The 14,484-nt window shown below is 68.2% G+C and carries 12 protein-coding genes; 3 read left to right on the forward strand and 9 right to left on the reverse strand.

The window, feature by feature from the left end:
* Positions 1–5 precede the first annotated feature (5 nt).
* Entirely contained in the window at positions 6–923 is a 918-nt protein-coding gene (locus tag HOP52_RS15410) for a LysR family transcriptional regulator (protein WP_238978328.1), read from the forward strand.
* Here HOP52_RS15410 and ltaE read toward each other — a convergent pair.
* Genes ltaE through HOP52_RS15430 form a run of 4 tightly spaced genes read right to left on the reverse strand, consistent with a single transcriptional unit; the run spans position 913 to position 5,314 of the window.
* Positions 913–1,920, reverse strand: coding sequence for a low-specificity L-threonine aldolase (gene ltaE, locus HOP52_RS15415; RefSeq protein ID WP_238978293.1), 1,008 nt, complete (start codon positions 1,918–1,920; stop codon positions 913–915). The two genes, HOP52_RS15410 and ltaE, sit on opposite strands and share 11 nt — an antisense overlap.
* Complete coding sequence (locus HOP52_RS15420) at positions 1,901–2,776, reverse strand: M90 family metallopeptidase (protein WP_238978294.1); 876 nt, start codon at positions 2,774–2,776, stop codon at positions 1,901–1,903. The genes ltaE and HOP52_RS15420 overlap by 20 nt, the downstream gene beginning before the upstream one ends.
* Before the next feature lie 4 nt (positions 2,777–2,780).
* Entirely contained in the window at positions 2,781–4,352 is a 1,572-nt protein-coding gene (locus HOP52_RS15425) for a bifunctional GNAT family N-acetyltransferase/carbon-nitrogen hydrolase family protein (protein WP_238978295.1), read from the reverse strand.
* Between the two features lie 56 nt (positions 4,353–4,408).
* Positions 4,409–5,314, reverse strand: a complete 906-nt coding sequence (locus tag HOP52_RS15430; protein ID WP_238978296.1) for a DMT family transporter — start codon at positions 5,312–5,314, stop codon at positions 4,409–4,411.
* Between the two features lie 175 nt (positions 5,315–5,489).
* Between HOP52_RS15430 and HOP52_RS15435 the strand changes: the two genes are divergently transcribed.
* Positions 5,490–7,094 (forward strand): BCCT family transporter, encoded by a 1,605-nt coding sequence (locus HOP52_RS15435; RefSeq protein WP_422677723.1) that lies wholly within the window; start codon positions 5,490–5,492, stop codon positions 7,092–7,094.
* A 72-nt stretch (positions 7,095–7,166) separates the two neighbouring features.
* Here HOP52_RS15435 and HOP52_RS15440 read toward each other — a convergent pair whose 3' ends face one another.
* The 5 genes from HOP52_RS15440 to HOP52_RS15460 form a co-directional block, all read right to left on the reverse strand.
* Positions 7,167–7,568 (reverse strand): GlcG/HbpS family heme-binding protein, encoded by a 402-nt coding sequence (locus HOP52_RS15440; RefSeq protein ID WP_238978298.1) that lies wholly within the window; start codon positions 7,566–7,568, stop codon positions 7,167–7,169.
* A 118-nt stretch (positions 7,569–7,686) separates the two neighbouring features.
* The gene (gene glcF / locus HOP52_RS15445; protein WP_238978299.1) at positions 7,687–8,940 is read right to left on the reverse strand and encodes a glycolate oxidase subunit GlcF; all 1,254 of its coding nucleotides are present in this window, start codon (positions 8,938–8,940) and stop codon (positions 7,687–7,689) included.
* The gene (glcE, locus tag HOP52_RS15450; protein WP_238978300.1) at positions 8,941–10,044 is read right to left on the reverse strand and encodes a glycolate oxidase subunit GlcE; all 1,104 of its coding nucleotides are present in this window, start codon (positions 10,042–10,044) and stop codon (positions 8,941–8,943) included.
* 11 nt (positions 10,045–10,055) lie between these two features.
* On the reverse strand, positions 10,056–11,543 hold the full coding sequence (gene glcD, locus HOP52_RS15455) for a glycolate oxidase subunit GlcD (protein WP_238978301.1): 1,488 nt from the start codon (positions 11,541–11,543) through the stop codon (positions 10,056–10,058).
* A 170-nt stretch (positions 11,544–11,713) separates the two neighbouring features.
* A complete protein-coding gene (locus HOP52_RS15460) occupies positions 11,714–13,414 on the reverse strand; it encodes an L-lactate permease (RefSeq protein ID WP_238978302.1) in 1,701 nt (566 codons plus the stop codon).
* A gap of 362 nt (positions 13,415–13,776) precedes the next feature.
* Between HOP52_RS15460 and HOP52_RS15465 the strand changes: the two genes are divergently transcribed.
* Complete coding sequence (locus HOP52_RS15465; protein ID WP_238978303.1) at positions 13,777–14,484, forward strand: glutathione S-transferase N-terminal domain-containing protein; 708 nt, start codon at positions 13,777–13,779, stop codon at positions 14,482–14,484.

A 14,484-nucleotide genomic window follows, 5' to 3' on the forward strand; every position in this document is an offset into this window, starting at 1 on the left:
GTGGCGTGGCGCAGCTCGATGACCTGGCCTTTTTCCAGCAGCTGGCGCGAGCCGGCACCCTGACCGCCACCGCCCGCGAACTGGGGCTGTCGCTGTCGGCGGTGAGCAAGCGGCTCAAGCAGCTCGAGGCGCGTCTCGGCGTGGAGCTGGCCAGCCGCACCACCCGACGGCTGAGCCTGACGGCCGAAGGCGAGCGCTACCTGCAGCGCGGGGCGGCGATCCTCGAGGAGCTGGCCGAGCTGGAGGAGGCGCTAGGTGAGCAACAGGCGGCACTCTCCGGGCCGCTGCGCATCAACGCCACCTTCGGCTTCGGGCGGCGCCACGTGGCACCGCTGCTGTCGGCCTTTTGCACTCGACACCCCGGCGTGGAGGGGCGGCTGGAGTTGACCAACTTCCCGATGAGCCTTGGCGACCAGGGGGTCGATGTCGGCATCCGCGTCGGTGAGCCGCCGGACTCGCGGCTGGTGGCGCGGCGTATCCTGGCCAATCGCCGGGTGCTGTGCGCCTCGCCAGCCCATGTGGCGAGCATGCCGCGTCTCGAGACCCCGGCGGATCTCGCCGGCCAGGCCTGCCTGGTGCTGCGCGAGAACGACAGCGACTACACCGTATGGCGTTTCCGGCGTCGCGGAGGCGGCGACGCCGAGCAGGCGGTAAAGGTGACCGGGCCGCTGGCCAGCAACGATGGCGAAGTGATCGTGCGCCTGGCGCTGGACGGCCACGGCGTCGCCCTGCGCTCCTGGTGGGATGTGCATGAACACCTGACAAGCGGCGCCCTGATCGAGCTGCTGCCTGAGTGGCAGGGGGTGCGCGCCGACTTCCACGCCGTCTATCAGCAGCGCCGGCATGTGCCGGCGCGGATTCGCGCCTTCATCGACTTCCTCGAGGTGCAGCTGCCGGGGCGAGTGCCGGCGCTTAGCGGTTGACGAAGTAGTCGCCTACGGCCTCGATCACCCGCTCGATATCGGCGTCGTCGAGGTCGCGATGGGTCACCAGTCGGGTGGCGTAGAGCACCTCGATCAGGATGCCCCGCTCGCGCAGCCACGCCTTGAGCGGCGCGGTATCCGCCTGCGGCACCCGCAGGAAGACCATGTTGGTGGCGCGGGACAGCACCTCGACGCCGTCGATGCCGGCCAGGCCCTCGGCGAGGCGCGCGGCGCGGCGATGGTCGTCGGCCAGCGCCGCGACGTGATGATCCAAGACGTGGTGGCAGGCCGCCGCGATGATGCCGGCCTGGCGCATGCCGCCGCCGAGCATCTTGCGCCAGCGGCGCGCCGCCTCGATCAGCGGCGCTGGGCCCACCAGCACCGAGCCTATCGGTGCCCCCAGCCCCTTGGAGAAGCACAGCGAGACGCTGTCGAAGGGGGCGCAGAGCTCGGCCAGCGGCGTGTCGCTGGCCACCACGGCGTTGAACAGCCGCGCGCCGTCCAGATGGGTGGCCAGGCCGTGCTCCCGGGCCAGGTCGGTGGCCGCCGTCACGTAGCCGGGGTCGAGCACCTTGCCGCCGATGGTGTTCTCCAGCGCCAGCAGGCGGGTGCGGGCGAAGTGGACATCCACCGGCTTGATGGCGGCGGCGATCGCCTCCAGGGGCAGCGAGCCGTCCTCGGCGTGGGCGATGGGCTGCGGCTGGATGCTGCCCAGCACGGCAGCGCCGCCGCCCTCGTACTTGTAGGTATGGGCCTGCTGACCGGCGATGTACTCGTCGCCGCGCTGGCAGTGGGCCAGCAGGGCAGCGAGGTTGCTCTGGGTGCCGGAGGGGAACAGCAGCGCCGCGGGCTTGCCGGCCCGTTCGGCCACGGCGCGCTGGAAGGCGATGACGCTGGGGTCGTCGCCGAGCACGTCGTCGCCCACCGGGGCCTCGGCCATGGCGGCGCGCATGGCCGGGGTGGGGCGGGTCACGGTATCACTGCGCAGATCGATCATGGGGCCCTCGTGGGTCGCTGTCATCAGGGTTGCCCCGGTGTGGGGGCGGGCCGCCGACGGTCAGGGCTAGCCGGGGCAGCGGGTCCTGGCGAAAGTAGCGGGTGAGCAGGTCGTAGAGCGCTGGGTAGGCCTCCTGCAGCAGGTCGGGGGCGGTGAAGAAGGCCTCGCAGCACACCGCGAAGCACTCGCCGGGGTGGCTGGCGGCATAGTCGTCGATGGGGGTGGCCTCGCCGCGCGCGAGGCGCGCCTGGAGGTCGTCCCACACGCCCATGAACACCCGGTGCCACTCCCGTGGGTCGATGTCGCGGGACAGCGGTGGGAAGCCATCGACGTCGAGCGAGTTGCCCAGGTCGAGCTTGTGGGCCAGCTCATGAATCACCACGTTGAAGCCGCTGAAGTCGCCGCTCTCCATCAGGTCGGGGAAGGCCACCACCACCGGGCCCTGGGAGGAGGTCTCGCCGGCGCGCTCGTCGACGTACTCGTGCATCACGCCGAATTCGTCCATCTCCTCCACCTGGCGGCGGAAGGCCTCGGGTAGGATCAGGATCTCGTGAACGCCGCTGAAGGCGTCGTCGTGTTCGTCGTCGCTCCAGCCCAGGGTCATCAGGCAGCCCTGGGCGGCCAGCGCCAGCTGGGCCGGCAGGTCGAAGGGCGTGCTCTCGGCCAGTTCCGGGTGCAGGCTCAGGCGCTTGGTATGCAAAAAGCGCCAGGCGCGCTGGCCGAGACGCTCGGCCTGGTCGTCGGGCAGGGCGGCCAGCAGCGGCAGCCGCCCGCGCGCCTCGGCCCAGGCGTCCGCCGGGAAGGGGTGGCGGTCGGCGAAGCGGGTCGCCCGCCAGCGGCGCAGCCTGCCCAGCATCGGCTCAGTTCTCCTCCAGGTTGGCCCCGGACTTCCACGACCAGTCGCGCCAGCGCAGGTCGAAGAGGTCCTTGCGGCGGTCCTTGAGATTGGTCACCGAACCCTCGGCACGCACCACGGTGAGCCGGGTCAGGTCCAGGTCCGAGAACATCACCATCTCGGTGTTGGGGGTGGTCTCGGAGAGCACCGCGTCGTGGGGGAAGGCGAAGTCCGACGGCGAGAACACCGACGACTGGGCGTACTGGATGTCGAGGTTCTCGATCGACGGCACGTTGCCCACGCTGCCGCACAGCACCACGTAGCACTCGTTCTCGATGGCCCGCGCCTGAGAGCAGTGGCGCACCCGCAGGTAGCCGTTCTTGGTATCGGTCCAGAAGGGCACGAAGAGGATGTCCATGTCCTGGTCGGCGAGCAGCCGCGAGAGTTCGGGAAACTCCACGTCGTAGCAGATCTGGATGCCGACGCGCCCGGCGTCGGTGTCGAAGACGCGCAGCTCGTCGCCGCCGTCGATCACCCAGTCGCGGCGCTCCTGGGGGGTGATGTGCAGCTTGTCCTGGTGCTCGATGCTGCCGTCGCGGTGGCACAGGTAGCAGACGTTGTAGAGGCGGTCGTCCTCGCGCACCTCGATCATCGAGCCGGCCACGATGTTGATGTTGTAGGCCACCGCCATGCGCGACAGCTCGGTGACGAACTGCTCGGTGAAGCCGGCCAGGAAGCGGACCGCCGCCTGCTGGTCCTGCTGGGCGGCGCGATCCTGCAGGCCCATCAACGGGGCGTTGAACAGCTCCGGGAAGACCGCGAAGTCGCTCTGGTAGTCGGAGAGGGCGTCCACGAAGTACTCGACCTGCTGCAGCACCGCCTCCACCGAATCGAACTCGCGCATCTGCCACTGCACGGCGCCGACGCGCACCTGGGTGGGGCGGTTCTCCAGCACCCGCTCGGCGGGCTCGAAGAGGATGTTGTTCCACTCCAGCAGGGTCGCATAGCCCTGGGACTTCTCGTCCTCGGGCAGGTACTTGCGCAGCAGCCGCTTGACCTGGAAGTCGTTGGCCAGCTGGAAGGAGAGGATGGGGTCGTGGATCTCCTTGCGCGCGACCTTGTCCAGGTACTCGGCGGGGGAGAGCTCATCGGCGTGCTCGTGGTACTGAGGAATGCGTCCGCCGGCCAGGATCGCCCGCAGGTTCATGGAGCGGCACAGCTCCTTGCGCGCCTCGTAGAGGCGCCGGCCCAGGCGATAGCCGCGGTAGTCCGGATGAATCAGCACGTCGAGCCCGTACATGGCATCGCCGTCCGGGTCGTTGAGGATGGTCTCGCGCTTGCCGATCAGGTCGTCGTACTGGTGCGGGTTGGAGAAGGTGTCGTAGTCGACCAGGGCAGTCAGCGCCACGCCGACGATGGTCTCGTCGTCCTCGATGGCGATCTGGCCGTCGGGAAATTCCTTGATCAACTTGTCGATGGTGGGCTTCGGCCAGGCACCGCCGATATCGTCGTAGACCCGGTCCATCAGCGCCTTGAGCTGCGGATAGTCCTCGGGGGTGAGGTTGCGCAGGGTGAGGTGCAGATCGTCGAGGGACATGGCGCATCCTTGTTGGTCAGGGAGTCGAGTCGGGGAGTCCTCTGAATGGCAGTCTATCACGCGCGATCCACGCCGCTGATAGCCCGCCGCAGCGGCCGGGTCAGGGTCTGGGCCATGACCACGCCGGCGAGCACCAGGACGCCGCCAATGAAGTGGAAGGCGGCCACCCGCTCGCCGAGAAAGGCCATGGCGATCAGGGCGCTGAACAGCGGCATCAGGTTGATGAAGATGCTCGCCTGGCTGGCGCCGATCTGGCGGATGGCGCGCATCCACAGGTAGGTGGTGATGATCGAGGCGGGGATACCGGCGTAGAGAATCAGCCAGACATTGTGGCCGTCCACCGGCGTCATGGGCCCCAGCAGGTAGCCGGGCAGCAGGAACAGCACCGCGAAGCAGACCTGGACATAGAGCACCACCCAGGGCGGCAGGTCGAGAGGCCAGCGCTTGAGCATCACCCCGTAGAGGGCGTAGCAGGTGGCGGCGACGACCATCAGCGCATCGCCCAGGGCGACCTCCAGCTCCAGCAGCGAGAGGGGGTTGCCGCGCCCCAGCAGCACCGCGACGCCGACCAGTGCCAGGACGCCGCCCAGGGTGCCGCCGAGGCTCGGTGCCTCGCGCAGGATCAGCGCGCTGAGCAGCACCGTGAGCAGCGGCACCATGGCGGCCAGGATCCCCATGTTGGTGGCCGAGGTGGTTTCGGCGGCCACGTAGGCCAGCCCCTGCCACAGCGCCATGCCGAGCAGCCCCAGGGCGGCGAGCTTCGGCCACTCCCGGCGAATCGTTGCCCGATGCTGCCAGGCGGCCGGCGCCAGGAAGGGGGTGAGCACGGCGAGCGCCAGCACCCAGCGTAGAAAGGCGATGCTGCTCGGCGCGATGGCGCCCACGGTGAGTTGGTTGATGGTCATGTTGCCCGACCAGATCAGCACGGCCCCCAGCGGGGCCAGAAAGTAGAGCAGCGGCATGGTGTCCTCGGTACGTTGAAACGAGGCCTCTCGCTGTCGGAGGCTGGAAGAGGGGGAATGGTAAGCTGATGATGACTGACATCCCACCATAAGGAAGTCTGCCATGAACGATCCGAGCGATCCGAGCGATCCGAGCGATCCGAGCGATCCGTCATCGCACGCCGCGACCAGTGACATGGAGACGGACTACGTCGTCGGACAGGACAATATCGAAGGGCAGCTGGGACCTTTCGGTTTCGATGTGCACAACCGGGTCTTTATCGTATCGGCGCTGGCGTCGCTGGTTTTCATCATCCTGACCCTGCTGTTTCCGGCGCGGGCGGGGGCCCTGTTCCAGACCATCGTTAGCTTCGCCACCGGGACGCTGGACTGGTACTTCATGCTGGTGGTGGATTTCTTCATCCTCTTTTGTGTCGTCCTGATCGTCTCGCCCTATGGCTCGGTGAGGCTGGGGGGACCCGATGCGCGGCCGGATTACCACTACCTTTCCTGGTTCGCGATGCTGTTCGCCGCCGGTATCGGCATCGGGCTGCTGTTCTTCGGCGTGCTGGAGCCGGTCTATCACGCCAATGTGTCCTTGCCACTGGGCATTGCCTCGCCTTTCGGGGCCGACGGGGCACTGAATCCGGAGGCGATTCCCGAGGCCACGGCGCTGGGCCTGGCCGGCACCTACCTGCACTGGGGCATCCACGGCTGGGCGGTTTATGTGGTGATGGCCCTGGCGCTGTCCATCTTCACCTATAACAAGGGCCTGCCCTTCTCCATTCGGTCGGCGTTCTTCCCGATCCTCGGCGATCGCGTCTGGGGCTGGTGGGGCCATGTGATCGATATCCTGGCGGTCTTTTCCACGCTCTTCGGCCTGGCCACCTCCCTCGGGCTCGGCGCGCAGCAGGCCAATGCGGGGATGAACTTCGTTTTCGGCCTGGAGGTGAGCGCCGCCGCGCAGGTGATCATTATTCTGCTGGTCACCGCGGTGGCCCTGGTGTCGGTATGGCGCGGGCTCGATGGCGGCGTGAAGAAGCTCTCCGAGTTCAACATGATCATGGCCGTGCTGTTCTTCTTCTTCGTGCTGTTGGCCGGCCCGACCCTGGTGGCCATGAGCGGCTTCTGGACGGGGCTTACGACCTATGTGACGGAGTTCGTGCCGCTCTCGGCGCCCTTTGGACGTGAGGACGACGCCTATCGGCAGGACTGGACGATCTTCTACTGGGCCTGGTGGATCAGCTGGGCGCCCTTCGTCGGCATGTTCATCGCCCGGGTGTCCCGCGGGCGCACGATCCGTGAATTCGTGATCTGCGTGCTGATCATTCCCAGCCTGTTCATCTTCATCTGGATGGGCGTCGTCGGTTCCACCGCCCTGGATCAGCTCTATGCCAGCCCGGAGACCAGTCTGGTCAAGGCGTACGTGATCGACACCTACAGCCCCGAGCTGTCGCTGTTCGGCATGCTCAACGAGCTGCCGCTGACCGGTCTGATGTCGACCATCGCCATCGTGCTGGCGCTGATCTTCTTCGTCACCTCCTCGGATTCCGGCTCTCTGGTGATCGATACCATTACCGCCGGCGGCAAGATCGACGCCCCCCGGACCCAGCGGATGTTCTGGGCGGTGGTGGAGGGCTTGATCGCCATCGTGCTGCTGCTGGGCGGCGGGCTGTCGGCGCTGCAGGCGGGGGTGACGGCAACGGCGATTCCCTTCTCTATCGTGATGCTGCTGATGTGCTACAGCATCATCAAGGCGCTGAATGGGGAGCTGCGTCTCGGAGCCTCAAAGCTGCGCTGATGCCTTCTGCGCATCTGGATGGCCGGCCGTGGGCATCGGCGTGGTGAGAGGGGACCACGGCTGGCCGGGCAATCAGCCGAGCGCGGCGATGCCTGCCCTGGCGACGAGTACGTCCTGGTCGGCCTTGACCCCGGAGACGCCGACGGCTCCGGCTACCTGGCCTTCGACGATCACCGGCACGCCGCCCTCCAGCAGCCCCGAGAGCGGGGCGGACAGAAAGGCCGGCCGGCCGTTGTTGATCATCTCCTCAAAGATCCGGGTCTCCTTGCGCGCCACGGCGGCACTGCGCGCCTTCTCGGCGCTGATGATGGCGGTCATCGGCGCGGCGCCGTCGAGGCGGCGCAGGCCCAGCGGGTGGCCGCCATCGTCGGCCACCACGATGGTGACGGTCCAGCCGCTGGCTTCGGCTTCGCGCTGGGCAGCGTCAAGGATGGTGTTGACGTCGTCCAGGGTCAGGATAGGTTTGGTTTGCATTGTGGTGTCCTCTGTCGAGTGGGTCAGTCGGGTGGGTGGAAAAGGGTGGGCGGAACACAGGGGCTCCGGGCACCGTGGCGCTGGCCACGGGCCTGGTTAAGTCGAACCGGGTCCGCCGTCAGCTCGGCGGGAGCGCCTCGTCGACGATCTCGATCCAGTGTTTGACCGGGGTGCGGTTGGCGCCGGCGAGGTGGGTCTGGCAGCCGATATTGGCCGTCACGATCACCTCGGGCTCGCCCGCCTCCAGGCTGTCGAGCTTGTTGTCACGCAGCTGGGTGGCGAGCTCGGGCTGGGTGATGGCATAGGTGCCCGCCGAGCCGCAGCAGAGGTGGGCATTCGCCACCGGCGCAAGGGGGAAGCCGAGGCGGGACAGCACGCCCTCCACGGCGCCGCCGAGCTTCTGGGCGTGCTGCAGGGTGCAGGGGCAGTGGAAGGCGAGCCGGCGGCTGGCCGCTGCCTCGAGGGCCTCGAGGGGTTCGTCGCGCAGCACCTCGACCAGGTCCCGGGCCAGCGCGCTGACCCGCCGGGCCTTCTCGGCATAGGCCGGGTCGTCGGTGAGAAGGTCGGCGTACTCCTTGACGAAGGCGCCGCAGCCGCTAGCGGTCTGGACGATGGCTTCCACTCCCGCTTCGCCGTTGTCTTTCTCGATATGCGGCCACCAGGCGTCGATATTGGCCCGGGCTCGCGCCCGCCCGGCCTCCTGGGCGTTGAGATGGAAGTCGATGGCGCCACAGCAGCCCGCCTCGCCGACCGGCGTGAGGCCGATGCCGAGGCGATCGAGCACCCGGGCGGTGGCGGCATTGGTGTTGGGCGAGAGCCCCGGCTGCACGCAGCCTTCCAGGATCAGCATCTGCCGTGCGTGGCGCCGGTGGTCGGGGCGGGTGCCGGCATCCACGGGTCGGGGCGGCAGCTTGTCGCGCAGGACACCGGGCACCAGCGGCCGGAAGGTCTGGCCCAGCTTGAGCAGCGCGCGAAAGCGCTTCGGGTCCACCAGGAGCTTGCGCAGGGCGAAGCGCCGGGCGCGTTCGGCGGGACCTCGCGGCACGCGTCTGTCGATCTCGGCGCGGCCGATGTCGAGCAGTTTGTGGTACTCCACACCCGAGGGGCAGGTGGTCTCGCAGCTGCGGCAGGTGAGGCAGCGGTCCAGGTGCAGCCGGGTCTGGGCGGTGAGGTTCTCGCTGTCGTCGGGGTTCTCCAGCATCTGCTTCATCAGGTAGATGCGGCCACGAGGGCCGTCGCGCTCGTCGCCCAGCAGCTGGTAGGTGGGGCAGGTGGCGTTGCAGAAGCCGCAGTGCACGCAGCTGCGCAGCACCCGGTCGGCCTCACGGATGTGCGGCTGTTCGAGGGCCTCCTGGCTAAAGTGCGTCTGCATTCAGACCTCCGCGTAGAGACGGCCGGGATTGAAGATGCCCGAGGGGTCGAGTTCGGCCTTGAGGCGGCGGTGGTACTTCTCGAGCGCCGGGGCGAGCGGGGTGAAGGGGGACGCCACCGGCTGTCCGCTGGCGCCGCGCCAGCAGGTGGCGTGGCCGCCGACCCGGGCGCAGGCCTCGCGCAGGGTCTCGGCATCGAGCTCGCTGCGCACCCAGCGCTGGGCGCCGGCCCAGTCATGCACCACCTGGTCGTCATCGAGCCCCGGCAGCGCCAGCGGCGGCGTGTGCTGGGGCAGCGAGAGCCGCCACAGCGGCCGCGGGTCGTCGCGGGAGAACAGCGCCAGGCGCTGCTCGCGCAGGGCGTCCCAGACGTCATTGTCCGCCTCGTCGCCGCCCACTCGGGCGCGGGTATCGGCCACCGAGCGCTCGCCGCCCTCCAGGCGCAGGTAGAGGGCGCCCTCGAACCAGGCCGCGGCGCTGATCGGCAGCGGCTCGCGGCCCCAGGCGGTGAGCCGCGTTAGGGCCTCTTCCAGGGGCAGCGCAAGGCGCAGACTGTGCACCGCACGGGGACGCGGCAGTACCTTTAACGATACCTCGCTGATCAGCCCCAGGGTGCCCAGGGCGCCGACCATCAGCCGCGAGAGATCGTAGCCGGCGACGTTCTTCATTACCTGGCCGCCGAAGCGCTGCTCGATCCCCCGATGGTTGATCACCCGGGTGCCCAGCACGAAATCGCGCACGCTGCCGGCCCAGGGACGGCGCGGTCCGGAGAGGCCGCAGGCGACCATGCCGCCGACGGTGGCGTCACGGCCCAGGTGGGGCGGCTCACAGCCGAGCATCTGGTCGTGCTCGGCCAGGGCGGCCTCGAGCTCGGCCAGCGGGGTGCCCGCCCGTGCCGAGACCACCAGTTCCACCGGGTCGTAGAAGGTGATGCCGCGGTGCTCGGCGGTGCTCAGCGTCTCGCCTGTCACGCGGCGACCATAGAAGGCCTTGGTGTCGCCGCCGACGATGCGCAGTGGCGCGCGCTCGTCCGCGGCCCGGCGGATCTGCTCGCCCAGCGTTTCGCTGGCGTCGTGGGCCGGGGAGGGTGCTGCTCTGCTCGCCATGCTCGCTCCTGTCAGCCGTGCCCGGGGGGCGTCGCGGGGGCGCGCTCGAGGGTGCGGTACTCCGAACAGCGCGCCGGGGTGGGGATGTTCTTGCCCGGGTTGAGCAGCTGGTCCGGGTCGAAGGCGGCCTTGGCGGCGCGAAAGGTGGCCAGTTCGTCGGGGCGGAACTGGGCGCACATCTGGTTGATCTTCTCGCGGCCCACCCCGTGCTCGCCGGTGATGGTGCCGCCCACCGCCACGCACAGCTCGAGGATCTCCCCGCCCAGCGCCTCGGCCACCGCCAGCTCGCCCTCGCGGTTGGCGTCGAACAGGATCAGCGGATGCATGTTGCCGTCGCCGGCGTGAAAGACGTTGGCCACCCGCAGCCCGTAGCGTTCGGAGAGCTCGGCGATGCCCTTGAGCACCTGCGGCAGCTCGCGGCGGGGGATGGTGCCGTCCATGCAGTAGTAGTCGGGCGACATGCGCCCCACCGCCGGGAAGGCGTTCTTGCGCCCGGCCCAGAACAGCGCCCGCTCGGCCTCGTCACGGGCCTGGCGCACCTCGCTGGCGCCGGCGGCCTCGAGCACCCGGCGCACGATGGCGCAGTCGTCGTCCACGTCGGCCTCGACGCCGTCCAGCTCGCACAGCAGGATCGCCTCGGCCTCCACCGGGTAGCCGGCGCCGATGAAGTCCTCGGCGGCGCGGATGGCGAGGTTGTCCATCATCTCCAGGCCGCCCGGGATGATCCCGGCGGCGACGATGTCGCCCACCGCGCGGCCGGCCTTCTCCACGTCGTCGAAGCTCGCCATCAGCACCTTGGCGGTCTCGGGCTTGGGCAGCAGCTTGACGGTGATCTCGGTGACCACGCCGAGCATTCCCTCGGAGCCGGTGAACAGCGCCAGCAGGTCGAAGCCGGGGGCGTCCAGGGCCTCGCTGCCCAGCGTCAGTCGCTCGCCCTCGATGGTCATCACCTCCACCTTGAGTACGTTGTGCACCGTGAGGCCGTACTTCAGGCAGTGCACGCCGCCGGCGTTCTCGGCCACGTTGCCGCCGATCGAGCAGGCGATCTGGGAGGAGGGGTCCGGGGCGTAGTAGAGCCCGTGGGGGGCGGCGGCCTCGGAGATCGCCAGGTTGCGCACCCCGGGCTCGACCCGGGCGGTGCGCGCCTCGGGGTCGATCTCGAGAATGCGGTCGAAGCGCGACAGCACCAGTAGCACCCCTTGTGCCAGCGGCAGGGCGCCGGCGGAGAGACCGGTGCCGGCGCCACGGCTCACCACCGGTACGCCCAGCGCGTGGCAGCGGCGCAGCAGGGTCTCGACCTCGTCCAGGGTGCCGGGCAGGGCCACCAGCATGGGCAGGGTGCGATAGACGGAGAGGCCGTCGCATTCGAAGGGCCGCAGATCCTCCTCGCGCTCCAGCAGCGGCATATCGGGCAGGTGATGCCGCAGGTCGGCCGTCACCGCGGCTTTGTCGCGTAAGGGGATGTCGCCATCGAGACGTGCGTCGTGGAGGATATTCATCTCGGCTCCCGAAGCGGTGGGGATGCGTCACTGCATTCTAGGCAGACAGTCGGATTTGTGTAAATGGAAAAAATTTCCACGATGTTTTGACGAGTGTCAGCAGCGCTCGACAAGAAGGCCCCGCCAGCGATGCTGGTGGGGCCCTGTGGGGGGGGGGCTGGGGTGGGCAATCAGCCGACGCGCAGCAGCGGGTCGCTGACGCCGATCACGTAGAAGGCCACCATCGCGATCACCCCGGCGAAGACGAGATAGTAGATGGTCGGCAGGATGGTCTTGCGGATGGTGATGCCTTCGCGGCCGAGCAGGCCCACGGTGGCCGAGGCCGCCACCACGTTGTGGATGGCGATCATGTTGCCTGCCGCGGCCCCCACTGCCTGCAGGGCCACCATCATGGCGGTGGAGAGCCCCAGCTGCTGCGCCACGTTGAACTGGAATTCCGAGAGCATCAGGTTCGAGACGGTGTTGGAGCCGGCGATGAAGGCGCCCAGGCCGCCCACTGCCGGCGCAAAGAACGGATAGACACCGCCCACGCCGTCGGCCACGAACTGCGCCATGGCCACCGGCATGGAAACCAGGTCGGCGGCGTTGACGCCGGAGTTGATCAGGATGCGCACCATGGGGATGGTGAAGATCAGCACGAAGCCGGCGCCGAGCAGGGTCCTGGAGGACTCGCTGAAGGCGGCCCTCAGTTCACCCAGGCGCATGCGGTGCAGTACGGCGGTGAGCATGACCACCATCAGCAGGATGCCGCCGGGTAGGTAGAGCGGCTGAATGCTGCCGGAGACCCCGGACTCGCCGAGAATGTTGCTCCAGCCGAAGGCGATCGAGGTCAGCGCTTCGCGCAGCGGCTCGACGGTGCGCGAGGCCACCAGGATGACCGCCAGCAGCACGTAGGGCACCCAGCCCATGAAGGTGGAGATCGGCGCCTTGCCAACCACGTCGTCGAGCTTGATCTCGAGCTTGCCGATCCACTCGTCCGGCCAGGACTGGCGATCGGGGAAGTCCCAGGTCTTCTTGGGCAGCAGGAAGCCGCGCCGTGCCGCCGGGACGACGATGGCCAGGCCCACGCCGGCACCGATCATCGACGGGAACTCCGGCCCCAGCAGGGCGCCGGCCAGCATGTAGGGCACCACGAAGCAGATCCCGGTGAAGAGCGCGAAGGGGGTGATGTCCAGCCCCTCTTTCCAGGATTTGTTGGCGCCGAAGAAGCGCACCATGATCACCACCATGATCAGCGGCATGAAGACGCCGACGATGCCGTGGACGATGGCCACCTCGGCGGAGATCAGGTGAAAGTACTCCAGCCAGGTGTAGCCGCCGGCCTCCAGGGTTTCGGTGATCCCGTCGCGGTTGATGCCGCCGGTGACCCCCACCACGATGGGCGTGCCCACCGCGCCGAAGGAGACCGGCGTCGACTGGATCATCATGCCCACTACCACCGCGGCGAGCGCCGGAAAGCCCAGTGCCACCATCAGTGGGGCGGCCACGGCGGCCGGGGTGCCGAAGCCGGAGGCGCCCTCGATGAAGCAGCCGAACAGCCAGGCAACGATCAGCGCCTGCACCCGGCGGTCGGGGCTGATCCCCGAGAAGCCGTTACGGATCGCCTTGATGCCCCCCGAGTGTTTGAGGGTGTTGAGCAGCAGGATGGCGCCGAAGATGATCCACAGGATCGCCACCGTCAGAATCAGGCCCTGGAAGGTGGAGGCGAGCACCCGGTTGAAGCTCATGTCCCAGGCAAACAGGGCGATTAGGGCGGTCACCACGTAGACCGCCGGCATGGCGGTACGGGCGGGAAGTCGCAGGCCGATCAGTAGCACGCCCGCCAGGATCAGCGGTGTGAAGGCGAGGAACGCCAGTGTCGTGTCCGTCATGAGGTAGGTTACCTCGCTGTGTCGTTGTCGATGGGTTAGCGGGAGCGACCACCGGCGACCGTCAAGCGGGCCGAGGGCACGGGTGGGGCAACGATACGGGGGAGCGGCACGCTCGGCCACTGTTGGTTAATTGGTATTACCAATATGCGGCTAATTCAAGTATCCTTTAACTTTAGCGTATTTTTTGTAAAACAGGTGGTTATGGAAAAGCTCTGCTGTCGGGCGAGGATCGGCATCGATCCAAAGGTTAGACTAATGGACAATTAATCTTGCCGCTGGGCGCACGGCCGACGGGATTGGCGTCGTGCCACAAAGGCTGGCACTATCGACTGACGATCATCAACGAACGGCCGGGAGGCGGCATGGCAAGGGTGCTCTACGACCTGTGCGGTATCGACGAGGGGCTGCGGTTTTCGCCCTACTGCTGGCGCGTGCGCTATGCGCTGGCTCACAAGGGCCTGGATCACGAGACGCGTCCCTGGTACTTCACCGACAAGCAGGCGCTGGATTTTGCCGATCATGACAGGGTCCCGGTGCTGGTCGATGGCGACGAGGTGGTGGCCGACAGCTACGCCATCCTGCGCTACCTGGATCGCACCTACCCCGAGGCGCCGCTGCTGGGCGAGGGGGTGGCCGAGGCGAGGGCGCGTTTCTTCAAGCACTATGCCGAGCGGGCGCTGCAGCCGGCGATGCTGCGCACCATCGTCATGGACCTGCTCAACGCCATTCACCCCAAGGATCGCGACTATTTCCGCGAGACCCGCGAGAAGCGCCTGGGGCGTACCCTGGAGGAGTTCCACTCCCCGGCCAAGGGGCTGTCGCAGCTGGATGCGGCGCTGGCGCCGCTGCGCGGCTGCCTCGCGGCTGCCGACTTCATCGACGGCGAAGCGCCGGCGGCGGCCGACTATCTGCTGTTCGGCAGTTTCATGTGGGCGCGCTGCGTCTCCACCGCCGACCTGGTCTCCAACGCCGACCCGGTCTACGGCTGGCTCGAGCGCATGCTGGACTGCCACGACGGCCTGGGGCGTCGTGCCATGCGGGTGACCGACATCGAGGGTGCCTACCGCTAA

The organism is Billgrantia campisalis, from assembly GCF_022341425.1.
In the GTDB taxonomy this organism is placed as follows: Bacteria; Pseudomonadota; Gammaproteobacteria; order Pseudomonadales; family Halomonadaceae; genus Halomonas; species Halomonas campisalis.